The organism is Microbacterium sp. NPDC057659, from assembly GCF_042799915.1.
Classification (GTDB): Bacteria; Actinomycetota; Actinomycetes; order Actinomycetales; family Microbacteriaceae; genus Microbacterium.
This window is the reverse complement of record NZ_JBHVHU010000001.1, coordinates 1,029,013-1,053,034: the sequence shown is the minus strand read 5'-3', so window position 1 is coordinate 1,053,034 and position 24,022 is coordinate 1,029,013. Positions and strand designations below refer to the sequence as shown.

At 68.7% G+C, this 24,022-nt stretch carries 19 protein-coding genes; 10 read left to right on the top strand and 9 right to left on the bottom strand.

The window, feature by feature from the left end; genetic code table 11:
* Nucleotides 1-19: 19 nt before the first annotated feature.
* Together wecB and ACFVAE_RS05040 are read left to right on the top strand one after the other, a co-directional pair.
* Entirely contained in the window at nucleotides 20-1,099 is a 1,080-nt protein-coding gene (wecB, locus tag ACFVAE_RS05045; RefSeq protein ID WP_378888623.1) for a non-hydrolyzing UDP-N-acetylglucosamine 2-epimerase, read from the top strand.
* A 73-nt stretch (nucleotides 1,100-1,172) separates the two neighbouring features.
* Entirely contained in the window at nucleotides 1,173-1,724 is a 552-nt protein-coding gene (locus ACFVAE_RS05040) for a hypothetical protein (RefSeq protein WP_378888621.1), read from the top strand.
* Nucleotides 1,725-1,749: 25 nt separating this feature from the next.
* Here ACFVAE_RS05040 and ACFVAE_RS05035 read toward each other — a convergent pair whose 3' ends face one another.
* Entirely contained in the window at nucleotides 1,750-3,759 is a 2,010-nt protein-coding gene (locus ACFVAE_RS05035; RefSeq protein WP_378888618.1) for a cell wall-binding repeat-containing protein, read from the bottom strand.
* Nucleotides 3,760-3,870: 111 nt separating this feature from the next.
* On the opposite strand from ACFVAE_RS05035, the gene ACFVAE_RS05030 reads away from it, so the two are divergent.
* Nucleotides 3,871-5,166 (top strand): nucleotide sugar dehydrogenase, encoded by a 1,296-nt coding sequence (locus ACFVAE_RS05030; protein ID WP_378888616.1) that lies wholly within the window; start codon nucleotides 3,871-3,873, stop codon nucleotides 5,164-5,166.
* A 63-nt stretch (nucleotides 5,167-5,229) separates the two neighbouring features.
* On the opposite strand, the gene ACFVAE_RS05025 is transcribed toward ACFVAE_RS05030, so the two are convergent.
* Both ACFVAE_RS05025 and ACFVAE_RS05020 read right to left on the bottom strand, forming a co-directional pair.
* Nucleotides 5,230-6,411 carry a cell wall-binding repeat-containing protein gene (locus tag ACFVAE_RS05025; RefSeq protein ID WP_378888613.1) on the bottom strand — a complete coding sequence of 394 codons (1,182 nt, stop codon included), beginning with the start codon at nucleotides 6,409-6,411 and terminating at the stop codon, nucleotides 5,230-5,232.
* Nucleotides 6,412-6,798: 387 nt separating this feature from the next.
* Complete coding sequence (locus ACFVAE_RS05020) at nucleotides 6,799-8,256, bottom strand: cell wall-binding repeat-containing protein (protein WP_378888610.1); 1,458 nt, start codon at nucleotides 8,254-8,256, stop codon at nucleotides 6,799-6,801.
* A 126-nt stretch (nucleotides 8,257-8,382) separates the two neighbouring features.
* Here ACFVAE_RS05020 and glf point away from each other — a divergent pair, with 126 nt between their 5' ends.
* The 3 genes from glf to ACFVAE_RS05005 are packed head-to-tail and all read left to right on the top strand — an operon-like array spanning nucleotide 8,383 to nucleotide 11,085.
* Nucleotides 8,383-9,531, top strand: a complete 1,149-nt coding sequence (gene glf, locus ACFVAE_RS05015) for a UDP-galactopyranose mutase (RefSeq protein WP_378888607.1) — start codon at nucleotides 8,383-8,385, stop codon at nucleotides 9,529-9,531.
* Between the two features lies 1 nt (nucleotide 9,532).
* Nucleotides 9,533-10,348 carry an ABC transporter permease gene (locus ACFVAE_RS05010; protein ID WP_378888604.1) on the top strand — a complete coding sequence of 272 codons (816 nt, stop codon included), beginning with the start codon at nucleotides 9,533-9,535 and terminating at the stop codon, nucleotides 10,346-10,348.
* The gene (locus ACFVAE_RS05005; RefSeq protein ID WP_378888602.1) at nucleotides 10,348-11,085 is read left to right on the top strand and encodes an ABC transporter ATP-binding protein; all 738 of its coding nucleotides are present in this window, start codon (nucleotides 10,348-10,350) and stop codon (nucleotides 11,083-11,085) included. The genes ACFVAE_RS05010 and ACFVAE_RS05005 overlap by 1 nt, the downstream gene beginning before the upstream one ends.
* A gap of 18 nt (nucleotides 11,086-11,103) precedes the next feature.
* Here ACFVAE_RS05005 and ACFVAE_RS05000 read toward each other — a convergent pair whose 3' ends face one another.
* The 5 genes from ACFVAE_RS05000 to ACFVAE_RS04980 are packed head-to-tail and all read right to left on the bottom strand — an operon-like array spanning nucleotide 11,104 to nucleotide 17,345.
* The gene (locus ACFVAE_RS05000; RefSeq protein ID WP_378888599.1) at nucleotides 11,104-11,715 is read right to left on the bottom strand and encodes a hypothetical protein; all 612 of its coding nucleotides are present in this window, start codon (nucleotides 11,713-11,715) and stop codon (nucleotides 11,104-11,106) included.
* Nucleotide 11,716: 1 nt separating this feature from the next.
* Nucleotides 11,717-12,700: a glycosyltransferase family 2 protein gene (locus ACFVAE_RS04995; protein ID WP_378888596.1), complete on the bottom strand. Its 984-nt coding sequence runs from the start codon at nucleotides 12,698-12,700 to the stop codon at nucleotides 11,717-11,719.
* On the bottom strand, nucleotides 12,670-14,580 hold the full coding sequence (locus ACFVAE_RS04990; RefSeq protein WP_378888594.1) for a glycosyltransferase: 1,911 nt from the start codon (nucleotides 14,578-14,580) through the stop codon (nucleotides 12,670-12,672). Before ACFVAE_RS04990 ends, ACFVAE_RS04995 begins: the two co-directional genes overlap by 31 nt.
* Before the next feature lie 54 nt (nucleotides 14,581-14,634).
* Entirely contained in the window at nucleotides 14,635-15,930 is a 1,296-nt protein-coding gene (locus tag ACFVAE_RS04985; protein WP_378888591.1) for an O-antigen ligase family protein, read from the bottom strand.
* Nucleotides 15,927-17,345 carry an O-antigen ligase family protein gene (locus tag ACFVAE_RS04980; RefSeq protein ID WP_378888588.1) on the bottom strand — a complete coding sequence of 473 codons (1,419 nt, stop codon included), beginning with the start codon at nucleotides 17,343-17,345 and terminating at the stop codon, nucleotides 15,927-15,929. Before ACFVAE_RS04980 ends, ACFVAE_RS04985 begins: the two co-directional genes overlap by 4 nt.
* A 91-nt stretch (nucleotides 17,346-17,436) precedes the next feature.
* On the opposite strand from ACFVAE_RS04980, the gene manA reads away from it, so the two are divergent.
* From manA to ACFVAE_RS04960, 4 genes are all read left to right on the top strand, one after another.
* Nucleotides 17,437-18,558: a mannose-6-phosphate isomerase, class I gene (gene manA, locus ACFVAE_RS04975; RefSeq protein ID WP_378888585.1), complete on the top strand. Its 1,122-nt coding sequence runs from the start codon at nucleotides 17,437-17,439 to the stop codon at nucleotides 18,556-18,558.
* A 170-nt stretch (nucleotides 18,559-18,728) separates the two neighbouring features.
* Nucleotides 18,729-19,043: a WhiB family transcriptional regulator gene (locus ACFVAE_RS04970; protein WP_378890492.1), complete on the top strand. Its 315-nt coding sequence runs from the start codon at nucleotides 18,729-18,731 to the stop codon at nucleotides 19,041-19,043.
* A gap of 84 nt (nucleotides 19,044-19,127) precedes the next feature.
* Nucleotides 19,128-22,121, top strand: a complete 2,994-nt coding sequence (locus ACFVAE_RS04965; RefSeq protein WP_378888583.1) for a glycosyltransferase — start codon at nucleotides 19,128-19,130, stop codon at nucleotides 22,119-22,121.
* Nucleotides 22,118-23,566 (top strand): DUF5719 family protein, encoded by a 1,449-nt coding sequence (locus tag ACFVAE_RS04960; RefSeq protein ID WP_378888581.1) that lies wholly within the window; start codon nucleotides 22,118-22,120, stop codon nucleotides 23,564-23,566. Before ACFVAE_RS04965 ends, ACFVAE_RS04960 begins: the two co-directional genes overlap by 4 nt.
* Nucleotides 23,567-23,596: 30 nt before the next feature.
* Here ACFVAE_RS04960 and ACFVAE_RS04955 read toward each other — a convergent pair whose 3' ends face one another.
* Nucleotides 23,597-24,019, bottom strand: a complete 423-nt coding sequence (locus ACFVAE_RS04955) for a hypothetical protein (protein WP_378888578.1) — start codon at nucleotides 24,017-24,019, stop codon at nucleotides 23,597-23,599.
* Nucleotides 24,020-24,022: the final 3 nt, after the last annotated feature.

Genomic DNA, 24,022 nt, shown 5'->3' with positions numbered 1-24,022 from the left:
GGCCCTAGACTGGTGTCTCGTGAAGATCGTCAGCGTCGTGGGCGCGCGCCCGCAGTTCGTCAAGCTCGCCCCCATCCACAAGGCCGCACTCGCCGCCGGTGTGGAGCACGTGATCGTTCACACCGGTCAGCATTACGATCCGATGCTCTCGGATGTCTTCTTCGAAGACCTCGGCATCGGCGCGCCCGACGTGCACCTGGGCGTCGGCAGCGGCTCGCACGGGGTGCAGACCGGGGCGATGCTCGCCGCTCTCGACGGCGTCTTCGACGAGCACCGTCCGGACTGGGTGCTTGTGTACGGCGACACGAACTCGACTGTCGCGGCTGCGCTCAGCGCAGTGAAGATGCACATCCCGGTCGCGCATCTCGAGGCGGGACTGCGCAGCTTCAACCGGCGGATGCCGGAGGAGCACAACCGCGTGATGACCGATCACGCCGCCGATCTGCTGCTCGCCCCGACCCAGGTGGCCGTCGAGCATCTCGCGAGCGAGGGGCTCGCCGAGCGCACCGTCCTGGTGGGCGACGTCATGACCGACGTGTTGTACGAGGTGCGTGATCAGGTCGGCTCCGCTTCGTCCGTGCTGCTCGAAGAGCTCGGCCTCGAGGCCGGTGGCTACTACCTGGCCACGATCCACCGTGCGGAGAACACGGACGACCCGGCGCGGCTCGCCGAGATCGCCGCTGCGCTCGGTGGTCTCGACCGGCCGGTCGTGCTCCTCGCGCACCCGCGTGTCGTCGCGAAGGCCGCGGCTCACGGCATCGAGCTCACCCAGGGCACGCTCATCGCCCATGCGCCCCTGGCGTACCCCGACCTGATCGCCGCAGCGCTGTCCAGCGCCGGCGTCGTCACCGACTCCGGCGGCCTGCAGAAGGAGGCCTTCCTGCTGCGCGTGCCGTGCACCACCGTGCGCACCGAGACCGAATGGGTCGAGACGGTCGAGCTGGGCTGGAACGTGCTGGCGAACACCGCTGAGGAGATCGGGGCGGGCGTGACCCGGCCTCACCCGGATGACACGGACGCCGCCCCGTACGGTGACGGGCACGCCGCGGAGCGCGTCGTCGACGTGCTGCTGCGCGAGGCGGCATCGTCGGAGTCCTGAGCGGCGAAGCGCGTGCGCATAGTATGATCTGCGCATCGCGCGTGTCGACCCGCGCGGGCGAAGGGCGACGACGATGAACACCCAGCACTTCATGGTCGCAGGGGGAGTGTGTCTGCTCCTGATCGTCACGGCGGGCTGCGGCGCTGCGCCGACGCACCCCGATCAGGCTTCCGCGGTGGCTGAGCGCGTGGCTGCGCCTTCTGCGCCGGAGGCACAGACGAGCCGGGTCAAGAGCTACGACAAGATCTCGCAACTCACGCAGGACAGTTCTCTCGTCGTGGTCGCCACCGTGAGCGACGAGTACACGATGGCGAACCACGGCGCTCTGGCGAACGTGGTGGAGCGCGTCGTGCACGTCGAACGGACGCTGAAGGGCCAAGCTCGCGAGCAGGTGATCGTCCTCGATCTCGGCGCCGGTGAGGACTCCGTGGCGCTGCAGCCGGGCACGACTCATCTGTTCTTCCTCGACGACTACGAACTCGAGAAGGGCGAACCGACCGGGCAGTTCGTCATCACCGGTGTGTCCGCGGGGGACTACGAGCAGGCGGACGACGGATCATTCCTCCGCGTCGACACGGATTCGCTCCGACTGCCCGAGACCCTCCCGCGGGATTTCAGGCTCTAGCGGGTGCCATCGCGGCCACCGATCGCTACTGATCGGTCGAGCTCACACCGGTTCCGGCCATCGCGTCTTCATCATTCGGCAGGAGGATGCCGGAAGCGTCCTGAGCGTCGAAGGAACGGGTCTTCAGCGGAGCCCAGTCCTTGCGGAGCGTGGCCGCCCACGTCGAGAACCGCGGGTCCCCGGTCAGGCGTGCGAGAGTGTCGAGCTGCCAACTGTGGATCGGATGGTAGGTCTTGTTCTGCCAACGTGGCGTCGCGCATCCGACCTGCCAGCAGTAGTAGGAGATACCACCGGGCACGCGGATCTTGGGCATGACCTCGAGCACTGAGGCGGTCGCGCCGTCGAGGTATCGCAGAGCATCAGGATCCTGGGTGAGTCTCCAGTAGTCGTAGACGCCGAACAGCGCGAAGATGTGCCCGTTGAGCACGCGCATCGGCTGAGTGCTGCCGCGTCCGGCGTACTCCTCGATCCACAGCGTCTTGCCCACGATCAGGCGAGCCCACGGCTCAGCGGCGGACTGGGGGAGCGTCAAGCTCTTCCACGTGTGATCCGCGGCAGTCCGCCACGTCTCATCGCCGGTCTGCTCGTACATGCGCACGAACAGTGACAGCGCCTCGCCCTGGGCCATCCCCGACCACCAGGGCTGCCGGTACCAGCTGGCCATCGCCCAGTCGAACAGGTAGGGGTAGAACCACGCGCCATCACGCTCGGTGCGAATCTGGATCAGTCGTTCCGCGTGGCGGGTGGCGCGATCGAGCCACACCGTGTCGCCCGTCTCCTGGTACTCGGCCAGCGCCGACATCCCGTACTGCGCGTAGGCGACCGGATGGTCGACCCTCGAGCCGTTCGGACCCATGTTCAGCACCCGAAGGCCGGTGGAATCCAGCACGATGGCGGGGTCGTGGACATCGACCGTGCGGCGGTCGTAATAGGGGGCGTCGACATCGGCGCGGAACGTGAAGCCGCCGGTGTTCCAGGTGGCCGGTGCGGCAGGGTCGTCCCCGCAACTCGCACCGGCGACGGCGGCGTTGCTGACGACCGCCGTGCCTCCGATTGCGATACGGGGGATGTCGGGCAGAGCCGCGAGCGCGAGGCGCTCTGCGCGAGGCATGCAGTTCTGCCGCGCCAGTGTGAGCACCGCATCGGATTGTGCCACGAGTGCACCGGCCGCAAGCGCATCGGGGAAGTCCTCACCGGTCGCGACGTACGCCTTCATCGGCGCCTTCGGACCGAAAGCCGCAGTGAGCGCGGCGGCGGTGTCGTAGCGCGTTGCGCCGCCGAGGCGGTCGATCGTATAGCCGGCGGTGCGCATGGACTGCTCGATCGGGATGCTGATCGCCCCGTATCCGCCTGCCAGTGCGAGCTTCTTCGCCCTCGAAGCGGTGATGATGCTGCGGGTCGCGGTGTCGAGAGTGGCCTTGGCGCCGTCGACGAGCATGACCGGGATGCCCTGTCGACCTGCAGCCGCTCCGGCGACCAGCGCGTCGGCATAGCCGCGTCCGGTGGCGAGGATCATCTGCTCGGCGAGTGGCACGAACTTCTTCACGATCTTGCGGGAGGTCTCGTAACGATCGGTGCCGTAGATCCGCTCGATCGGTGCGACGGCCTTGAGCGCGTCGGCCACCTTCGTCGAGATGACGGTGGGGCCGCCCAGCACGTAGATGCGCTCGGGGGACAGCCGCTTGACCTCGTTGAGAACACCGGGCCAGAGCGCCGTCGCCTTCGTCAGCAGGACCGGTCCGCCGACCTTCGCGGCAGCTGTGGAAGCGGACAGCGCATCGGGGAAGTTCTCACCCGTGGCGATGAACACAGCCTTCTGTTCGGCGACGAAGGTGCGGGACACAGCGAGGGCGGTGTCATATCGGAATGCACCGTACAACCGTCCCGACACAGGGGCAGCCGCGGTGACCGCGGCATCCGCCCCAGACGTCGACGTCGTGAGCGCAGCGACGGAGGCCTGCGCGGGAACGGTGAGCACGAGCGCAGCGACCGCAACAGCGGCGATGCCGGTCCGCACGAGAGTGCGCAGTTTCATGGGCTGGTCCTTGAGATCATCGATGCAGGAGCAACACGCGGGTACCCGACCTGCACTGTCAACCTAGCCCACGAGGTCGTGCTTCGTGAGGGGGCCCGTAGACTAGATCCCATGCGTATCGCCGTCGTGGCCCTCGGAAAGATCGGGCTTCCCCTTGCCGTCCAGTTCGCCTCCTCCGGTCACGATGTGATCGGCGTCGACGTCAACCAGAGGGCGGTCGACTCGATCAACGCCGCGAAGGAGCCGTTCCCCGGCGAGGCCGAACTCCAGGAGCGGCTCGAGGAGCTGATCCCCGCCGGCCGTCTGCGTGCGACCACCGACTACGCCGAGGCCATTCCTGGCGCCGATGCGGTGGTGCTCGTCGCCCCGGTCTTCGTCGACGACGAGACGTGGGAGCCGGACTTCAAGTACATGGATGCCGCGACGAAGTCCCTCGCGGAGCACCTGACCCCCGGCACCCTGGTCTCCTACGAGACGACCCTGCCGGTGGGCACCACGCGCTCCCGCTGGAAGCCGATGCTGGAGGAGGGCTCCGGCCTCACCGAGGGCGTCGACTTCCACGTCGTCTACTCGCCGGAGCGTGTGCTCACCGGTCGCGTCTTCGCCGACCTGCGGAAGTACCCCAAGCTCATCGGTGCGCTCTCCGACGAGGGCACGCGTCGTGCGCGCGAGTTCTACGAGGCGGTGCTGCAGTTCGACGAGCGCACCGACCTGCCCAGGCCCAACGGCGTGTGGGACCTCGGCTCGACCGAGGCATCCGAGATGGCGAAGCTGGCGGAGACCACCTACCGCGACGTGAACATCGGACTGGCGAACCAGTTCGGCGTCTTCGCCGCGAATCACGGCATCGACGTGTACAAGGTGATCGAGGCGTGCAACTCGCAGCCCTACAGCCACATCCACCGTCCGGGCATCGCCGTCGGCGGGCACTGCATCCCGGTGTACCCGCGGCTCTACCTGTCGACCGACCCGGATGCCGACATCGTGCGCGTCGCCCGCAACTTCAACGCGTCGATGCCGGAGCGCCTCGTCGCGCAGGCCGCCGGTGTGCTCGGCGACCTGAGCGGGCGCCGTGCGGTGGTCCTGGGCGCCGCGTACCGCGGGGGAGTGAAGGAGACGGCGTTCTCCGGGGTGTTCCCGACCGTGGCCGCGCTGAAGCAGCGCGGCGCCGAGGTGTTCGTGCACGACCCGCTGTACACCGATGACGAGCTGCGCGGTCTCGGGTTCGAGCCGTTCGCGGTCGGGGATGCGGCGGAACTGGCGATCCTGCAGACCGACCACGCCGTCTACAAGACCATCGCTCCGGCGCAGATCCCCGGGATCAAGCTGCTCGTGGACGGCCGCAACGCGACCGACGCCGCGCTCTGGGCCGGGACGCCGCGCATCGTGGTCGGCGCCGCCAGCTGAGCATCCGAGGTCGGAAGAAGGACGGGGTGGCGCCAGCAGGCGCCACCCCGTCCTTCTTCCCGGTCAGCGAGTTGCGTTCAGCTGGCTGACCACCTTGTTGCTCACCACGGTCGGTCCGCCGAGAACCACGATGCGCTGCGGCTTGAGTCGCTTGATCTCGTTGATCACGGATGCCGGAGCGACAGCCGGATCGGTGAGGAGCACCGGTCCGCCGAGATGCGCGGCGGCCGCGGCACCGGCGAGTGCATCGGGGAAGTTCTTCCCGTTGGTGACGTAGACGACGGGCACGCCCGCGGTCGGGAAGGCCGCCTTCGAGATCGCCACGGCCGTGGTGTAGCGATCCGCCCCCGCCTGGCGCGTCAACGACGTCGTCACACCGGTTGCGGCCTTCGCCTTGTTGGCCACAGTGGTGCTGACGACTCCGGTGCCGCCCAGCACGACGATCTTCTTGGGCTTCAGACGCTTGAGAGCGGCTGCGGTCTCGCTCGGCAGCGTGGTTGCCTTCGTGAGCAGCACCGGCGAGTCCTTGTACCCGGCTGCGGCGGCACCCGCCAGCGCGTCGGGGAAGTTCTGCCCGTTGGCGAGATAGACGGTGTCCGCCGTGTCCCAGAAGCGCGAGACCTCGGCCGCCGTGCCGAACCTGGTCGCGCCGGCCAGACGCAGCGAGTTCTGAGTGGCATACGTCCCGGCCTTGTTCGCGACGGCATCGCTGACGACTGCCTTGCCCCCGGCGATCACCACGACGCCCGGCTGAAGCGCCTGCAGCTCATCGGCCGTGGGCTGTGCCAGGGTGGTGGCCTTCGTCAGCAGGACCGGTCCGTCGCCGGTGCCGGCCGCTGCCGCAGCGGCGAGAGCGTCGGGGAAGTTCTGACCGTTGACCACGAATGCTCCGTCGATTCCCGAGTAGGGGAACGCGCGTTCCGAAACGCGAGCGGCGGTCTCGTAGCGATCCGCGCCGAACTGCCGCTCGATGTAGACGAACGGCGTCGCGAACACGACAGCCTCGGATGATGCGCCGGTGCCGATCGCATTCACGGCTGCGACGCTCACCTGATACGTCGTGTCCGGATCCAGGTTGTAGACGCGTGCCGATGTGGAGGGGTCGTTCCACTCGAGCGTGTAGACACCGAGATCGGTGGTGAACGTCAGGACATAGCCGGTGATGGGAGAACCGCCATCCGCCGGCGCCACCCACGTCAGCACGACGGATGTCCCGCTGTCCAGCTTCGCTGTGGGCTTCGCCACCTGCCCGGGCACCGCAGCCGCAGCCGTCGTCGCCGAATGGGGTACGACGCGCTCCTGAGTGGTACGCGCGGCTGCGCCCGCCGCCGCTTCGATCTTCAGGCCGGAGAGACGTGCAGCAGGGCTCGTCTGCTCATCACGGCCGTCCGAAGATGACGAGGGCCAGGCCGGTGCTGTCGCTGCATGCGCAGCGACAGGGACACAGAGTGACAAGGTGACCGCGGCGGCGAACGCAGCGGCCGCACGTCGGCGGGACTGAGAAGACATGGAATGAGAACCTTCCGGGAGGCGGCGTCCGTGCGTCCCAGGAACGGTACCGCCGTCATAGCCGATGAGCGATCTTATCCCGAACCTGAAGATCCGCTGAACATACGCCCTGCAACGGCTGAGTCACAGTTTCGACTTGCGATAGCCCGCGTTCCTCGCATCGGTTTCAGTCCGGAAGCACTCCTCGGGATTCGTCCTCGCGTAGTAGGCGCCGCCGGGGACGTGGTAGATCATCGAGCTCGCGTTGCCCTTGATCGGCGCCCACGAAGGGCAGTTCCAGCTGTCGATCGGCACGGTCCGTCCCGGATAGACGACCTTGGCGGTTTTGCCGGAGGTCGCGGATGCGGTCAGATAGCCGGCCTTGGAACCGGTGACCCGTACAGAGATCTGCTTACCCGCCATTCCCGTGGAGAGCAGGAGCGTGGACGAGGTCGCACCGCTGATTGCCGTGCCGTTGGCGAGCCATTGGTACCTGAACGATGTGCCCGCAGTCCACGTTCCGACCTGAGCAGTCAGTCGGTACGTGACCTTGGCCGTTCCCAGGACTCGTGGTGCTCCGGGCGTGAGGCAGCCGATGTTCCTGGCGGCGTTGTCGCTGACAACCGCGGCGCCGCCGAGGACGACCGTGCTGGCCGCGCCGATGCGCTGCCGAGACGTGCGCGCTACTTCGGGCACGCATGCTGCGGTAGTGATGTAGACCGGACTCGTCAACCGCCCGGCGAGAGCGGCACCCGCGAGGGCATCGGGGAAGTTCAGGCCGGTCGCCAGGAACACCGCCGGCGCTGATCCCGTCGGGAAGAACACGTCGTTCACCTTGGCGGCTGTCTCGTACCGTCCGGACCCACCTATGCGCTGCGTCTGGTAGCGGGTCTGAAGGTGGGTCAGAATCCCGTCCGAAACGGCGCCGGAGCCTCCCACCACGGTGACCGAGGAGACACCGAGTCTGTCGAGCAGCGTGATGGTCGAGGGAGGAAGTGCGGGTCGTGAGCCGTCGACGAGAATCACCGGTGCGGACAGCGAACCTGCTGCGCCGGTCGCTGCCAGCGCGTCGGGGAATGTGCTGCCGGTGGCGATGAAGGCGTGAGTTGCGGACGCGAAGGCTCGAGCGACGACGTTGTTCCCGGTCTCGTAGCGGGTCGCGCCTCCGAGCCGCGTCGTCGGGGCGATGGTCTGCAGACTTGTGGCGACGGCGGGAGCCACTGCCCCCGTGCCGCCCACGACGTAGATCGTCCGTGGCTTCAGACGCACGATCTCCTGCCGCACCTTCGCAGGGAGCGATGCGGAAGGTGTGAGGAGCAGCGGACCCCCCAGCTGAGCAGCCGCGGCCGCTGCGGAGAGCGCGTCAGGGAAGTTCTGCCCGGTCGCGACGAACACCGCGTCGACGCCCGGGGCGTAGCGTTGTGACACCGATACGGCGGTGTCGTACCTGCTCGCCCCGGCCAACCGGGTGATTCCCGTCGGAAACGACGCGACTTCCGGCGCGGTGCCTGTGGCGGCCGCGACAGATGAGGGGGCGATGGCGAGTGGACCGATGAGCGCGGCGGAGGCCAGCGCTGCGACGAACAGGCGGCGGAGGTTCACAGAGACGTCCCTTCGGGAGACGGGCAGCGTAAAAGGGACGTGTCCCCTCCCGAACCATATCGGTGGACGGAGGGCTGGCACAGTGGTCGCACAGCCTTGGTCGTCGACGCCGATACGATTGTCTTCATGGATCTCCTCGTCGTAGGGTCGGGTTTCTTCGGCCTCACCATCGCTGAGCGCGCCGCTGACGCCGGCCGCAAGGTGACCGTCATCGACCGCCGCCCGCACATCGGCGGCAACGCATACAGCGAAGCGGAGCCCGAGACGGGGATCGAGGTGCACCGCTACGGTGCGCACCTGTTCCACACGTCGAACCCGACGGTCTGGGAGTACGTCAACCGGTTCACCACGTTCACGAACTACGTCCACCGCGTCTACACGACGCACAAGGGCACCGTGTTCCCGATGCCGGTGAACCTCGGCACGATCAACCAGTTCTTCCAGTCCGCCTACACGCCGGACCAGGCGCGGGCGCTGGTCAAGGAGCAGGCCGGCGAGTTCGATGTCAAGACGGCGGCCAACTTCGAGGAGAAGGGCATCGCCCTGGTGGGGCGCCCGCTGTTCGAGGCGTTCTTCCGCGACTACACCGCGAAGCAGTGGCAGACCGACCCGCACAAGCTCTCCGGCGACATCGTCAGCAGGCTGCCGGTCCGATACACCTACGACAACCGCTACTTCAACGACACCTGGGAGGGCCTGCCGACCGAGGGCTACACGGCCTGGATCGAGCGGATGGCCGATCACCCGAACATCGAGGTGAAGCTGGGCGTCGACTTCTTCGACGAGTCGCAGCCGCTGAACAAGAAGGCCGTCGTCGGGCAGGTGCCGGTCGTGTACACCGGTCCCGTGGACCGGTACTTCGGCTACTCCGAGGGCGCGCTCTCCTGGCGCACGCTGGACTTCGAGCAGGAGGTGCTGGGCACCTCCGACTTCCAGGGCACGCCCGTGATGAACTATCCGGACCTGGACGTGGCATACACCCGCATCCACGAGTTCAAGCACTTCCACCCGGAGCGCAAGGAGCTCTTCGAGCAGGACCGGACCGTCATCATGCGCGAGTTCTCCCGCTTCGCGGAGCGTGACGACGAGCCCTACTACCCGGTGAACACTCCTGCCGATCGCAGCGGACTGCTGGCGTATCGCGAGCTCGCCAAGGGGGAGAAGGACGTGCACTTCGGTGGACGCCTCGGCACCTATCAGTACCTCGACATGCACATGGCCATCGGTTCGGCGCTCTCGATGTGGCGCAACGACCTGACCGAGCTGCACGGCTGAGATGACGACGACGGTGGGGGCGCCGGGAACGCCCCGGCGCTACTTCCATTCGCTCTGGTTGCTGTCGGCGCGAGACCTGAAGGTGCGCTACTCGACCAGCGCGCTGGGATATCTCTGGTCGGTGCTCGACCCGCTGGTGATGAGTGCGATCTACTGGTTCGTCTTCACCAAGGTGTTCCACCGCAGCGCCGGTGAGATGCCCTACATCATCTTCCTCATCTCCGCCCTGCTGCCATGGGTGTGGTTCAACAGCTCTGTCGGCGACTTCACCCGCGCGTTCAAGAAGGATTCACGGCTGGTGCGCTCCACGGCGATCCCGCGGTCGATCTGGGTCAATCGGATCGTGCTCAGCAAGGGGATCGAGTTCCTGTTCTCGCTTCCCGTGCTCGTGATCTTCGTCGCGGCGAACATGCTGTTCGAGACCGACCCCGACAATCTCGCGCATGTCGGGTGGGGCATCCTCTGGTTCCCGGTCGCGATCGTCTGGCAGACCGTTCTCCTGATCGGACTCGGTCTGCTGGTCGCACCGTTGTGCGCCCTGTACACCGATCTCGAGCGGACGACGGCGCTCATCCTGCGCGCTCTCTTCTATGCGACGCCGATCATCTACAGCGTCCGCGACCTGCCCGGCGTGTTCGAGACGATCGGCGCGTTCAACCCCCTCGCGGGAATCTTCTCGTTGTACCGGATGGCCTTCTTCCCCGATCAATGGGATCCGAAGGCGATCGTCATCGGCCTGATCATGACCGCGGTGATCTTCGTGCTGGGTGTCTGGACCTTCCGGACACTCGAGCGTCCTGTCCTGAAGGAGCTGTGATGACCGCTGCCATCGAGGTCCGTGGGCTCGGGGTGCGGTTCCGGCGCAACCGCCGCGGCAATCGCACGCTGAAAGACCTGTTCGCCGGAGCCAGCCGTCGTTCACGGCCCGGCGAGTTCTGGGCGCTTCGAGACGTGTCCTTCACGGTCGCCCCCGGTGAGGCGATCGGCGTGGTGGGGCGCAACGGCCAGGGCAAATCGACTCTGCTGCGGCTCGTCGCCGGCGTGCTCCTCCCGGACGAGGGCACGGTTGAAGTGAACGGCGGGGTCGCGCCCCTCATCGAGCTCACCGGCGGCTTCGTCGGGGATCTGACCGTCCGCGAGAACGTCCGGATGACCGCGGGTCTGCACGGCATGCCCAAGGATGAGATCGCTCGCCGCTACGACGACATGATCGGCTTTGCCGAGCTCGAGGACTTCCAGGACACGCCCTACAAGCACCTCTCGAACGGAATGAAGGTGCGGCTGGCGTTCTCGGTCGTGTCACAGCTCGAGGAGCCCATCATGCTCGTCGACGAGGTGCTCGCCGTCGGCGACAAGGCGTTCCGGGACAAGTGCTACGCCCGCATCGACGAGCTTCTCGCCGACGGACGCACGCTGTTCTTCGTCAGCCACAATGAGCGGGACCTGCGCCGGTTCTGCAGCCGAGGCCTCTACCTCAACAAGGGCGAGCTGGTGCTCGACGGCCCTATCGGCGATGTGCTCGACCGCTACAACGCCGACAGCGCCGCGCGCTGAACAGCGGAGCGCCTGAGATCACAGGCCGACGAGCTGCTTGAGCGACTTCTCGGCGGACAGCGCCGACTTCATCGGCGCGTCCGTCGAGGCTCCGTCGGCGTAAGCCTTCTGGAGCTGTGACAGCGCACCCAGGTAGGCGTCGGTGCGTGTCCTCCAGGCGCTCGCGATCGACGAGGGCGCGACCATGTCCGAGAGGCGCTCAGCGTCCTGCCGCAACTGGTCGACGACCTGCACCGCATCCTGTCCGTTCATCGAACCGAGCATGCGCAGACCGGTGTCGGCGTCGGTCAGCACCGGTCGCACCTTGTCGCGGAACACCGCGAGGCTGGGATCGGCGGGCGGCGGGGATGTCGCAGGAGGAGCGGACGGCGTGGGAGCCGTCGTCGAGGTGGGCGTCGGCGTCGGCGTCGGGGTCGCGGTCGGAGTCTCGGTCGATGTCGGCGACGTCGTCGGGCTCGGAGTGTCCGTCGGCTGCGCGACCGGCGCCGAGCGAGGCAGGAAGAGCAGGAACAGCGCGACCGCGACCGCCACGGCTGCGAAGGACAACCCGATGATCAGCCACACCCGGCCGGGGTGGCGCTTCTGCTCCGGGGGGAAAGACCAGACGTACTCCGGCTCCTGCTGAGTCATCTCAGGACTCCAGCGGCGCCATCGGCCGCCAGCTGCGATCGCGGCCGATCCGGCCTCCGTCACGCAGCCCGCGGAACAGGTTGCTCGTACCGCGAACGGTGCGCTCTACGAATGCCAAGCGGATCAACTCCTTGAAGAAGGTCAGCGTCGTGCCGGCGCCGAACAGCACCGGGTTGTAGACGCCGTTCGCGCGGTAGTAGTGCTTGATGAACGCCCGGTTGCGCATGATGTAGTACCGGTAGGCGTTGCTGGACGCGTTCAGGTGGCGGATACCGAGATCCCACTGCACGATCTCGCGCGTGCGGCGCAGCACGAACTCGTCCACGATCACGGCCGTCGTCCGCCGTGATGCGAGCCAGCCGTACAGCTGGTCATCCCAGTAGATGAAGAAGCGGGGATCGGGAAGACCGATCTCCTTGACGATCGACCGGTGGATGAACATGCCCTCGAAGCATCCGCTGTTCATCTCCTTGAACCCGGTGCCGTCGAAGCCGGACGGCGCGAACGGGATCGGGATGCCCATCCGCTCCGCGATGCGGTACTGCCAGTAGAACTCGCTGCCGTCGTAGTCGTAGCGGCGACCCTGGATGCTCTTGAACCGGGTGGACCACTTGCCCATTCGCGCAAGCCCGTCGGGGAGCACCTCGACGTCGTCGTCCATCATCCAGATCCACTCGGAGCCGAGTTCGTAGGCGGTGCGCATGCCCTCGCTGAAGCCGCCGGAACCGCCCGTGTTGGTCTCCAGGCGGCGGTACACGATCTCGGTGCCGAGGTCGGCCCGGAACGACTCGACGACCTCGGTGGTGTCATCCGACGATGCGTTGTCGATGATCACGATGCGGCCCGGCTTCGGGTCCATCGCGCGGATGCTGGTGAGCAGCCCCTGCAGCAGGTGCGAGCGGTTGTAGGTGACGATGACGATCGCCGCGGAGGCGGGATCGAACGGGGCGGCGGTCAAGACTGCTCCTCGAAGGTGTGCTGCCATGCAGCGTCGGAGACGAGGTCGGGAAGCGCCTCGCGATACTCCTTCTGCAGCTGGGGCCAGCGGCGCTTCAGCTGTCGGTGCAGACGCACACTGTCCAGCAGCATCCGTCGGAACTTCGCGCGATCCCGCGTGTAGACGTTCTTGCCCGAGCCGTCCGCCGAGCTGACGAGGGCGCTGTCGAACGCCGGCAGCCGCCACCAGTGCGCGTCGTCCTTGCCGAACTCCACCTCGGGCTGGGACACGTTGGCCGGGTCGGGCTCATGCAGCCAGTGCTTGAGGAGAGTGCTCGCGGTGAACCATCGCAGCCGGATGCCGGTCGGGCTGTCGTACTCATGCTGCTTGCGCCGCTTGTACACCCGGCGCCCCTTGCGGGAATGCAGGACGACGGACGGATCCCGGTGCACCACGGTCTCAGGGAACTCGGCCGCGAGCGCGCGTGCTGCAGGCATGGCCGTGGCGAGGTTGCCGCGCATGTGCGACGGCCCCGACAGCACATCGCGGAGCGCCCTCGCGCGAAGCGCGGTGGGGTAGTACTGCATCATCATCAGATGCTTCAGATCGACCCGTCGGCTGTGCGACAGCAGACGTCCGCCCCGTGGAGCGTTCGAATGCAGAAGGCCGGCCACGATGCGGTTGCGTGCGTGGAAGTACGCCTGCCAGTCGATCGTGTCGTCCTTGTTCACCCAGGACACGTGCCAGAGGGCGACGCCGGGAAGGGACACCGTGGGGAAGCCGGCCTCCCCGGCGCGCAGGCAGAACTCCGCGTCGTCCCACTTGATGAATGCGGGCAGCGACAGACCCACCTCGCGGATCGCTGCGACCGGGATGAGGCACATCCACCAGCCGTTGTAGTCGGCGTCCATGCGCATGTGCAGCAGGGGCGACTGGCGCAGGTTCGCGACGCCGAAGTCGTGAGGCAGCTTCTCCTGATAGAGATTTCGCCACATGAAGGGGTCCTCGTCGACGACTTCGGCCCAGCCGTGCAGCTTGGGGCGGTCGAGCAGGTCGAACATGTGGCCGCCGACGAGCATCGGGTTGGTGGCGAAGCGGGCGAAGACGATCGAGCGCCGCAGCGACTCGGGTTCCAGGCGCACGTCGTCGTCGAGCAGCTGCACGAAGTCGCTCTCCGGGCGCTGCAGCGTCTCGTGCATGGACCGTGCGAATCCGCCCGAACCTCCGAGGTTGGGCTGGCGGATCACGGACAGCGTCTCGCCGAGTCGCCCGGCGACGTCGTCGAATCCGTCCTGATCGGCGACGAGCTGCGTGCCCTGATCGACCAGGAAGATGCGATCGACGAGATCGAGTGCGTCCGGCGCATCCGCGAGGGCTTGAAGGGTCTCGACGCAGTAATCCGGCTTGTTGTACGTGGTGATGCCGAGAGAGGCCTTCCCCATGCGGGCCGGCTCCTGCTCGGTGGTCCACTCGGCTCCCTCGAGCACGGCGTGCTTGTCGTCGGCGACGACATCGAACCAGAGCCATCCGCCGTCGGAGTATTCGGTGAGGGCCAGATCGAAGGAGGTCGTCGCCGTGCCGCTCACCTCGCGATCGTCCACGCGCTGACGCACGCCGGCTCCATTGGACCGGTACACCAGGATGGTCGCCGGCCCCGAGGTCCGCACAGTGAGGCGCACCTGCCGGACACTGGTCCAGTGCTGCCAGTACGACGCGGGGAACGCGTTGAAGTAGGTGCCGAGCGACACCCGCCGACCGGCGACGATGCGTGCCCGGTTGCGGCCGAGGATGTTCCCCAGATGCGCCCGATTCGAGACGCGCACCGGCTCCTCGTCGATCACCGACCAGGTCTCGGGGTCGGCGTAGAGCGGCAGCAGGTCGGGGTCTCGGTCAAGCGGGAACACGACGTTCTGCAGCACATGGGTCACGAGGTGCAATCCTACCGGGCATACCTTGAGAACCCCGGGAGCGGAGTCCGCCCGTCAGTGCACCGGCAGCGTCGGCATCGTCCCGGTGTGCGCGGCGTCGATGTTCTCGCGCCAGGACCTCGTCTGGCCGGCGCGCAGAGCGCAGAGCACGAGCATGAACCAGCCTGCCCCGACCAGCGTGAAGCTCTCGAACATCGAGTCGATCGCCAGCGTCACCAGCACCAGGGGAGTCCAGGCGTAGACCACGGAGCGACGGACGCTGGCGACCAGCCAGGAACGGATGATCGCGACGCCACCGAGCACGAGGAACAGCAGCAGCCCCACCCAGCCCAACTGCAGCAGCACGTCGAAGTACGCGTTCAGGGCGCTCTGGTGCTGCTGGCTCAGGAGCACGTTGATCGGGTTGAACGGGAACTCGGCGCGCGCCCATCCGCCGAACCAGCCGTAGCCGAGGACGGGGTTCTGCAGCGCGAAGTCGAGGAGCGTGTTCCAGAGGTCGGCGCGCATGGAGAAGTCCGAGCCGGCATCCAGCATCTGGATGATCTGATGGCGACGCACGAACGCGGCGATCAGGCCGATCAGCACGACGGCGCCGAGCGCCCACTGCACCATGTTCCGGCGTTCTGCAGGTGCGTGCCGCACGATCATGAGGGCGAGGGTGGTGACTCCGACGCCTGCGGCCAGCACGACGACGGTCGGCGATGCCGACACCAGGGCGAGGAACGCGCCCAGGGCCACCGAGCCGACCGCGACGGGCGTGGACACGGACTGGGTGCGCCACTCGATCACGAACGTGATCAGAGCTATGACGGCGATGAACCCGAGCATGTTGCGGGTGCCGAAGATGCCCTGGACCGGACCGCCGGCAGCGAGGTTGCCCTCGATGCCCAGCCGTTCGAACGGCACGTCCAGCAGGATGCCGGAGAGCACTTCGAGCGCCAGCGAGACCATGAGCATCCAGCGCAGCGTGTCGCCGATCGCACGCACCGTCTGCAGCGTGTCGCGCACATGCCCCACGGTGATGGCGAGGACCGCATAACCGGCCAGGGCCGCCCAGCTCGTCAGCGTCTCAGAGCGATCCGTCGTCCACACCACGCTGAGCAGCGCCAGTGCGAGGAACCCGAGCAGGGACGTCGGGGCGAGCCGCAGCAGGCTCAGCTCCTCCCGTCGTGCGAACAGGACCGCGACGCCGATGAGGGCCAGCACGACGATGACGGTGGCGAGCGTCAGCCGGGAGGAGAGCCGTTCGATCGCGAAGGTTCCGAACACCGCGATGAGCACGGCGATCGTGTACGCCCTGGCGAACTCGGCCGAGGCGAGCAGGCGCACAGGATGCCGGAGATCGGTCATGGCACCTGCCGAGCCTGCTCACCGCGGGCGAGGACGGAGGAGCGCTCGTCCAGCCCGACACCCACGAGCGGCACCGCCTTGATCTTGAAGGAGAACATCACGAGCAGCATCCAGCCCCACAGCATGATGGGTGCGGACTCCGCGAGTCCTTCGACCAGCAGCGTGGCGACGACCATCGTGGGCAGCAGCGAGAGCGGGGAGTAGGGCCGCTTGGCGTCGAGGTCCCAGCGGGGACGGTCCACGGCGAAGAACCAGGCGCGCCAGGCGAGCGCCGCCCACGCGGTGAGCATCAGCAGCACACCGATGATGCCGAGCTGGAAGAACACGTCCAGCCACATGTTGTGCGCGTGGAACACGGTGAGCTTGTGGTCGACGATCCAACCGGCGAAACCCGGGTCCCAGGGGACCCAGGGGGAGGAGTAGCCGTTCCCGATCACCGGATGCGTGATCGCGCGCTCCCAGACCTTGGCCCAGATCTCGAACCGGCCGGTCATGTCGGAGTCCTTGCCGAACGCGGCCAGCACCTGCTCCCGCAGCACGAAGCCGCCGGCGACGCCGGCGACCACGACCAGCGCGGAGCCGACGTAGATGGCCGTGCGCTGCGAGGGGCGCCGAGCGCCGCGCATCAGCAGGGCGATCAGCAGCACGACACCGGCCGCGACGCCGCAGAGCACGCTCGTCGCGGACGCGGCCTTGTAGAGCAGAATCAGTGCGACGATCGCCCACGCGATGAGCGCTCCGCGACGACGCGCCTTCGACGCGTACAGGACGCCGAAGACCATCAGCGCCAGCAGGCACATCATCGACAGAGTGTGCGCGTTGCCGACGATGCCCTGGATCCGGCCGTCGTTGAAGAGGTTGCCGCGCACCCAGTAGATGTGCGGATCGATCTTGCCGTCCGGCACGGTCACGAAGTTCGGCAGGATCGGATGCCGCAGTACGAGGGCCACCCACAGCTCGATCGCGAGAGAGAGGCCGAGGATCCACTTCAACGCGCTGGAGAGCGCGCGCACCAGCTCCTGCCAGGTCAGCATCGTCGCGGCGAACAGCGCATTGATCGTCACTGCGAGCCACAGCGCCCAGGTGACCAGGGTGGCGCTCGGCCACTCCGACCAGATCACCGACAGCAGGGCGAAGCCGCCGTAGCCGAGCGCGACCCAGGGCAGTCGCCGCCAGGGGAAGCGAGTGGGGCGCCGATGCACGATGGCGGGGATCCAGATGCCCAGGATGCCCGCGGTGAGCACGGCCATCGCCACCACGGCGCCGGTGGAACCGAGAAGGTTGAAGACCGCCGTGTGCGCGAGAGTCGCGAAAAGCGTGAGGACGATGTAGCCGCGCAGCATGAGGTGCCCGGTGGTCTCCCGCTCGGGAGCCGTCGGTGCCGGTGTCGCGGGGTGCTTGCTCAACTGGGCCATCGCGTTTCAGGCTACAGCGCGCGGACCTGCGAACCCCTGTGCGGAACGTGCGGCGCGGCATCCGCTCTCCGGTCGCCCTACCCTGGTGATCATGCTGATGCGACTGACGAACGTGCCGCGTGACTACGCCTGGGGGTCCACCACTCTGCTGGCCGAGCTCGAGGGGCGCGCGCCCTCGGCCGCGCCGGAGGCCGAGGTCTGGTTCGGAGACCATCCCGGTGACCCCGCCGAGCTCGCCGACGGGCGCACGCTCGACGCCGTCACCGGCGGGACGCTGCCGTATCTGCTGAAGCTGCTCGCAGCCGCGACTCCGCTGTCGATCCAGGTGCATCCGACCAAGGAGCAGGCCCGGACCGGATTCGCGCTCGAGGCGGGGATTCCCGCCGACGATCCGGGGCGCAACTACCGCGACGACAACCACAAGCCCGAGCTGATCGTCGTGCTGAGCGACCGGTTCGAGGCGCTGGCCGGCCTGCGGTCTGCGGATGCCTCGCTGCGCCTTCTCGAGGCGCTCGGCGACGGCGCGGGCGTCACGGCGCTGCGCGCGAGGCTGTCGGGTGACGGCGACGTGCTGCGCGACACCATCGCCTGGCTGCTCTCCGGCGATGCGCAGGCCGAGGTCGATGACGTGATCGCGGCGCTCGCCGCGGCGGAGTCGGAGGAGTTCGCCACGGAGCTGCGCGTCGTGCGGTCGGTCGCCGACCGGTACCCCGGCGACCCCGGTGTGGTCGTGGCGCTGCTCATGAACGTCCTGGTGCTCTCGCGAGGAGAAGGGGTGTTCCTGCGTGCGGGCCTCCTGCACGCGTACGTGTCCGGGCTGGGGGTGGAGATCATGGCGGCCAGCGACAACGTGCTGCGTGGAGGGCTGACCCCCAAGCACATCGATGTGACGGAGCTGCTGGCGATCCTGGACACCACCCCGGGGGACGTGCCGGTGCTGCGCCCCGACGAGGGCGCCGTCACGGACTACGAGGTACCCGTACCGGACTTCGCGCTGCGCCGGGTGGAACTCGACGGCGCCGAACGCGCGCTGAACGTGCGAGGTCCCGCGATGGTGCTTGCGACCGGCGGTGACGTCCTCGTGCGCGGCGCCGACGGCGAGCCGGTCGCCGCGCCGGTCGGCACCGCGGTCTTCGCTTCGGCGGAGGAGAGCCGGCTGGTGCTCAGCGGTGTCGGTGAGGCGTTCCTCGCCGAGCCCGGTGTTGCTGACTGAGCTCGCTCGCGCGGGCGTGACACGCCCGCGCGACACGCCGGTCGGCCGCCAATGAACCTTCAAGACCCGGTTGAGGGTTTACTATCCGCGACTTGACCCAGCGGAATGACACGGGTGTAATTACTAGTGCACGGCCCGAGGGGGGCAAGGCAAAGGGTTGGGAGATCGAGATGACGGGTTACCGTTCGGAAGTTCCCGACAACTGGTACGTCGATCCGGTCGATCTCGGCGTTCCTGGGGTCAGGCAACCAGAAGAGGATGACAACGCACTCGCATGGCAGGCCGACGCGCTCTGCGCGCAGGTCGACCCGGAGGCGTTCTTCCCTGAGAAGGGCGGATCCACCCGCGACGCCAAGCGCATCTGCAGTTCCTGCGACGTCCGGGGCGAATGCCTGGAGTACGCGCTGAACAACGATGAGCGCTTCGGCATCTGGGGCGGACTGTCCGAGCGGGAGCGGCGCAAGCTCAAGCGCCGCGCCGGCTGAAACCCGATCTGAGACCCCGCTTCTCGGGGCGCGCCGGGTTCGCTCACCGCACACGGTCCACCGTCTGCCTAGGCTGTCCACGTCATGCCAGCCCGAGTTCACGCCCTTGTCGTCACGCGCTCCGGTGAGTCCGCGCGCACCCAGCTGATCCGCACTCTCGACGCGGTGCGCGCGCAGAGCCTCACTCCCGAGGCGGTCACGATCGTCGTGACGGGCAGCATCGCCGCGATTCGAGGCGACGGTTTCCCGTCCATCGTCGAGGGGGTCGTCGAGACCCGCCAGGGGCTGTCCTACGCGGATGCGCTGCAGTCCGCGTACTCACGCGTCCCGGAGGGCCGCGCGGTGTGGCTGCTGGCGCAGGACACCGTCCCCGAGCACGATGCGCTCGAACTCCTCGCGGGCGCCCTTGAGCGATCGCCGTCCGCAGCCATCGCCGCGCCCAAGCTCACAGACGAAGAGCATCGCGAGATCGTCTCCCTCGGCGTGAGCATGACCGCGCTCGGGCGGTCCGTCGAACTCGCCGCGGGTGAGCTCGATCAGGGCCAGCACGACGGCACTGACGACGCCCTCAGCGCCGACATCCGCGGAATGCTGATCCGCACGGAGCTGGTCCAGCGTCTGCGCCCGGATCCCGCGCTCGCGGGCGCCGACGAGGGGCTCGACCTCGGCGTCCGCGCACGTCTCGCCGGCGGCAGAGTGGTGCTCGTCCCGACCGCGCAGGTGGCGGTCCGTGCGGACGGACCCGCCGCGCTTCCTCAGCGCGACTCGCAGCGCGCCTGGGCCACCCGCCTGGCGCAGCTGCATCGGCGACTGACCTATGCGCCCATGCCTGCCGTGCCGCTGCACTGGCTCACCCTCCTGCCGCTCGCCCTGTGGCGATCGGCGGCGCACCTGATCGGCAAGCGCCCGGCTGCGGTCGCGCCCGAGTGGGGGGCGGCCTTCACCGAGATGCTGCGATTCGGTGCGGTCGCGCGATCGCGTGCGGCGCTCGCCGCCGTCCGCACCTCCGGCTGGTCCGCGATCGCCCCGCTGCGCATCACTCGCGCCGAACTGCATCGCAGCCTGGACGACGGCTACGGCAGCGAGGGCGGTGCGGTCAGCGAACTGCGCTTCTTCTCCGGCGGCGGCGCCTGGGCGGTGCTCGCCGCGCTGGTCGTGAGCGTCGCGAGCTTCACCACCCTGCTGGCGTGGCCCGGGATGGGAGGCGGCGCGCTGCTGCCGCTGCGCGACACCGTGTCGGCGCTCTGGGCGGATGCCGGCTGGGGCCTGCGGGGCATGGGACTGCACACGGTCGGCCCCGCCGACCCGTTCTCCGCCGTGATCGCCGTGCTCGGATCGCTCTGGCCGGGCTCGCCGTCGCGCGCGATGGTGCTGCTCTGGATCCTCGCGCTGCCGCTGGCCGTCCTCGGCGGATGGTTCGCGGCGACCCGGGTCACGGATCGCTCGGGTCTGAGAATCCTGGGTGGCATCGCCTGGGCGCTCGCCCCCGCCTTCTTGACGGCCCTCGTCCAGGGACGTCCGGCTGCCGTCCTTCTGCACCTGCTGCTGCCCTGGGCTGTGCATGCTGCGGTGGTCGCGCACCGGTCCTGGGGAGCGGCGGGAGCGGCGTCGCTGCTGCTCGCCGCATCGCTGGCCTGCGCGCCGTCGATCGCGCCCGCTGTCGTGGCGCTGTGGGCCGTCGCACTGATCCTCGTGCTCGTCCGCGGGCGCATTCACGGCGCTGCGCGACTGATCTGGACGATCATCCCCGCCGTCGCCCTGTTCGCGCCGCTGGCCTGGGCGCAGCTGCGGCACGGCTCGCTGATCGCGCTGCTCGCGGACCCCGGCGCGATCTGGCCGGCGGGGCCGCAGGCCACGGCGGATGCCGCAGGACGAGGCGTACTGGCCATGGGCTTCCCCTCGATGGACCTCGCCGGCTGGGGCTCGGTCTCCGGTGCTCCGATGTCGGCCGTGCCGCTGCTGCTCGCTCCGTTCGCCGTGCTGGCGCTCATCGCCGCGGTCGCGCCGCGCTGGCGTGCCGGAATCATCCTGCTCGTCGTCACGGTGGCGGGGATCGGCACGGCACTCCTCGCGGTCGGCATCGTGGTGAGCTTCTTCCATGGCGACAGCGCGGCGATCTGGCCCGGTGCGGGCCTGAGTCTCGCCTGGATCGGCGTCGTGGGCGCGGCTCTCGTCACGCTCGACACGGCGCTCACGCTGCCCTGGCTGCGCTCGGTGGCGGCTGTGGTGGCAGGTCTGGCGCTCGCGGTCTGCGCGCTGCCCGCACTCACCGCGGAGCACCAGGAGCGTGCCGAGCTGAGCGCAGCCGCCGCACAGACCCTGCCCGCCCTGGTCGCGGCCGAGTCCAACGACGATGTCGGCACGCTGGTGCTGACCCCTCGCGACGACGGAGCCCTCGCGACGGATGTCGTCTGGGGTCCCGGCCGCACCCTGGGGGCGCAGACCACCCTGCTCTCCACAGCCACCGAGCCACGTGACGACGGCGTGAGCGTGCTCGCGGTCGATCTGCTCTCCGCCCGGGACTACGACGCGGCGAAGTCGCTCGCCGATCGGGGGATCTCCTTCGTGCTCCTCGCACCAGGGGGCTCCGACAGGGGAGAGGCGCTGCACAACGCCGCGGCCACGTCGATCAGCCAGCGCACCGGATTCGTCAAGGCCGGCGACACCGCCCGCGGAGTGCTGTGGCGAGTCGAGGGAACGGTGGCATCGCGGCCGGGTCTGGACGACACGCAGCAGGCCGCCGCTCGACTCGTGGTGCTGCTCCAGCTGATCGCCGTGATCGCCGCGCTGCTGCTCTCGATCCCGACCCGGGCGTCCCGGCGCGCGGCGCGCGCACAGTCCAGGATCGTCGGGCGGGCACCGGAGGAGCCTGCCGTGATCTCGCGCCGTCGCGATGTCCTCGCCCTGGCCGACGCGGAGGCCCGCGAGCTCGCGAGCATCGCCGGTGAGGGGACGACCGTCGTCGTGCCCGCCACGGCGGAGCAGGATCCTCCAGCGGATGCAACTGACGCCTCGGCACCCGACGAACCCGCGGCATCCCCGCCCGCCGCATCCGAAGACGAGGAGAATCGATCATGACCGCGAACCGCGCCCTGCGCGTGGCGGCGACGAGCGCCCGCGTCCTGACCGGAACGATCGTCGCCGCCGGATGCGTGCTCGGCGTCTTCGCCGGCATCGCTGCGCCCTGGCCGGGCGTGGAGCATCAGCCCGCGAAGGTCAGCGTCGCCCCTGTGCCCGGTGACAGCGTGCTGGTGTGCAACGGATCCTTCCGTGTGCTCGGCCGCGACAGCACGCAGGCCGACCTGATGATCTCCGCCGGCGTGCCGCGCACCGTGATCGGCGGATCGGATGGCGATCCGTCCTCCGCCGCACTGGACATGCCCGATCTCGCGGGCGGCTCCGGTGCACGCAGCCTCACCGGTCAGGTGCAGGATCGCCGGGCTCCGCTGATCGCCGGCTCGGAGTCGCTCACGCTGAGCACGGACGATGTGGTGGGACTCACCGCTTCGGCGTGCCGGGCGCCTCAGATGCAGACGTGGCTGGTCGGAGCAGACGCGTCCACCGGGGCGACCGATGTCGTCGTCCTGTCGAACGCAGCCGACGTCCCCTCCACCGTGGCGCTCACCGTCTTCGGGGCGAAGCGCTCCGCGAGCACCCAGACGGTACCCGCGATGACGCAGATCGCCGTGCCGCTGGCGTCGATCGCTCCGGATGAGACGAGCCCCGTGATCCAGGTCGCCGCGGAGGGCGCTCCGGTGCGGGCCAGCCTGCAGTCCTCGTTCACGCAGGTGCTCCGGCCGATCGGAGCGGACGTGCAGGACGGCATGGACCAGGCGCAGCGTGCGCTCGTGATCACCGGCGTGCAGGTGACGCAGGCCGCCGGCGACGGCGACGAAGGCACGATCCTGCGGATGCTGGCACCCGGTGCCGACAGCGACGTCGTCATCACCGCGCACCGCGAGAACGGCGGCGAGCCCATCGAGTACCGTACGAGCCTTCTCAAGGGGGTGCCGAGCGAGATCTCCCTCGGGGACGTGCCTGTCGGCGCGTACGACATCGAGATCGCGGCTGATCAGCCGGTCGTCGCTGCTGCCAAGCAGACCGTCGCGGATGGACGCAGCGCGGACTTCGCCTGGATGACGCCGGCGCCGGAGCTCACCAGCGCCCTGATGTTCGCCGTGCCGAGGGGGCCGTCGCCGAAGCTGCACCTGACGAATCCCGGCGACGCGCCGATCGAGGTCGTGATCAGCGACGACGGAGACGAGCGCACCGTCGACGTGGCCGCGGGCGAGTCCGTGTCCGTCGGGCTGCGACGCGGTTCGACACCGGTTCTGTCGCCCTCCGGACCGGTGCATGCCTCGGTGACGATGCTCAAGAAGGGGACGGGAGCCGTCGTCGACACCGGTACGGACACGGCGCCGCCGCCCACCGCGCCCCCGACGGCCGATGAGTCTGTGGGCATGGCGGGCTGGCCGCTGTGGCCGGACGCTCAGCGTCAGCCTGCGATCGACGTCTACCCCTGACGCCTGGTCGATCCCTGACGCCCGGTCCGGTCAGTCCTCCCGGCCGAGTTCCCAGGGCTCCCGGCCGATGTACTCCGCGGCTGCGTGGAACACCGCGCTCTCGATCGCATAGCGCCGGTGATAGGCGTCGTCGTGCCCCTTGGGCAGCAGCCGCTCGATCGGCACCCGGTACAGCGAGATGCGCTGCTGCTGGTGATCGATCCGCCAGCGGGGCACACGATCCGGACGATCGTGCAGCGGCATCGCGGCGATCTCGAACCTCACGTCGCGCAGCTCCGGCCAGGTTCCGCGCAGGAACTCGACCGCGGTGCCGACGGTGAGGTCGAACCGGTCTATGCGTCCGTCGAGCGGCGGCAGCGGCGGCCGGACGACCTCGCTGCGTCCGAGGCGTCCGTGCCTGCCGTGCCGGGCGCCGCGGGCGACGGCGGCACGGGATGAGCGGCGACGGGGCATGGG

Excerpts from the sequence above, each read along its gene's own strand:
- ACFVAE_RS05040 (WP_378888621.1), top strand. The coding sequence starts at position 1,173 with ATGAACACCCAGCACTTCATGGTCGCAGGGGGAGTGTGTCTGCTCCTG.
- ACFVAE_RS05035 (WP_378888618.1), bottom strand. The coding sequence starts at position 3,759 with ATGAAACTGCGCACTCTCGTGCGGACCGGCATCGCCGCTGTTGCGGTC.
- ACFVAE_RS05030 (WP_378888616.1), top strand. The coding sequence starts at position 3,871 with ATGCGTATCGCCGTCGTGGCCCTCGGAAAGATCGGGCTTCCCCTTGCC.
- glf (WP_378888607.1), top strand. The coding sequence starts at position 8,383 with ATGGATCTCCTCGTCGTAGGGTCGGGTTTCTTCGGCCTCACCATCGCT.
- ACFVAE_RS05010 (WP_378888604.1), top strand. The coding sequence starts at position 9,533 with ATGACGACGACGGTGGGGGCGCCGGGAACGCCCCGGCGCTACTTCCAT.
- ACFVAE_RS05005 (WP_378888602.1), top strand. The coding sequence starts at position 10,348 with ATGACCGCTGCCATCGAGGTCCGTGGGCTCGGGGTGCGGTTCCGGCGC.
- ACFVAE_RS05000 (WP_378888599.1), bottom strand. The coding sequence starts at position 11,715 with ATGACTCAGCAGGAGCCGGAGTACGTCTGGTCTTTCCCCCCGGAGCAG.
- ACFVAE_RS04995 (WP_378888596.1), bottom strand. The coding sequence starts at position 12,700 with ATGGCAGCACACCTTCGAGGAGCAGTCTTGACCGCCGCCCCGTTCGAT.
- ACFVAE_RS04985 (WP_378888591.1), bottom strand. The coding sequence starts at position 15,930 with ATGACCGATCTCCGGCATCCTGTGCGCCTGCTCGCCTCGGCCGAGTTC.
- ACFVAE_RS04980 (WP_378888588.1), bottom strand. The coding sequence starts at position 17,345 with ATGGCCCAGTTGAGCAAGCACCCCGCGACACCGGCACCGACGGCTCCC.
- manA (WP_378888585.1), top strand. The coding sequence starts at position 17,437 with ATGCTGATGCGACTGACGAACGTGCCGCGTGACTACGCCTGGGGGTCC.
- ACFVAE_RS04970 (WP_378890492.1), top strand. The coding sequence starts at position 18,729 with ATGACGGGTTACCGTTCGGAAGTTCCCGACAACTGGTACGTCGATCCG.
- ACFVAE_RS04965 (WP_378888583.1), top strand. The coding sequence starts at position 19,128 with ATGCCAGCCCGAGTTCACGCCCTTGTCGTCACGCGCTCCGGTGAGTCC.
- ACFVAE_RS04960 (WP_378888581.1), top strand. The coding sequence starts at position 22,118 with ATGACCGCGAACCGCGCCCTGCGCGTGGCGGCGACGAGCGCCCGCGTC.
- ACFVAE_RS04955 (WP_378888578.1), bottom strand. The coding sequence starts at position 24,019 with ATGCCCCGTCGCCGCTCATCCCGTGCCGCCGTCGCCCGCGGCGCCCGG.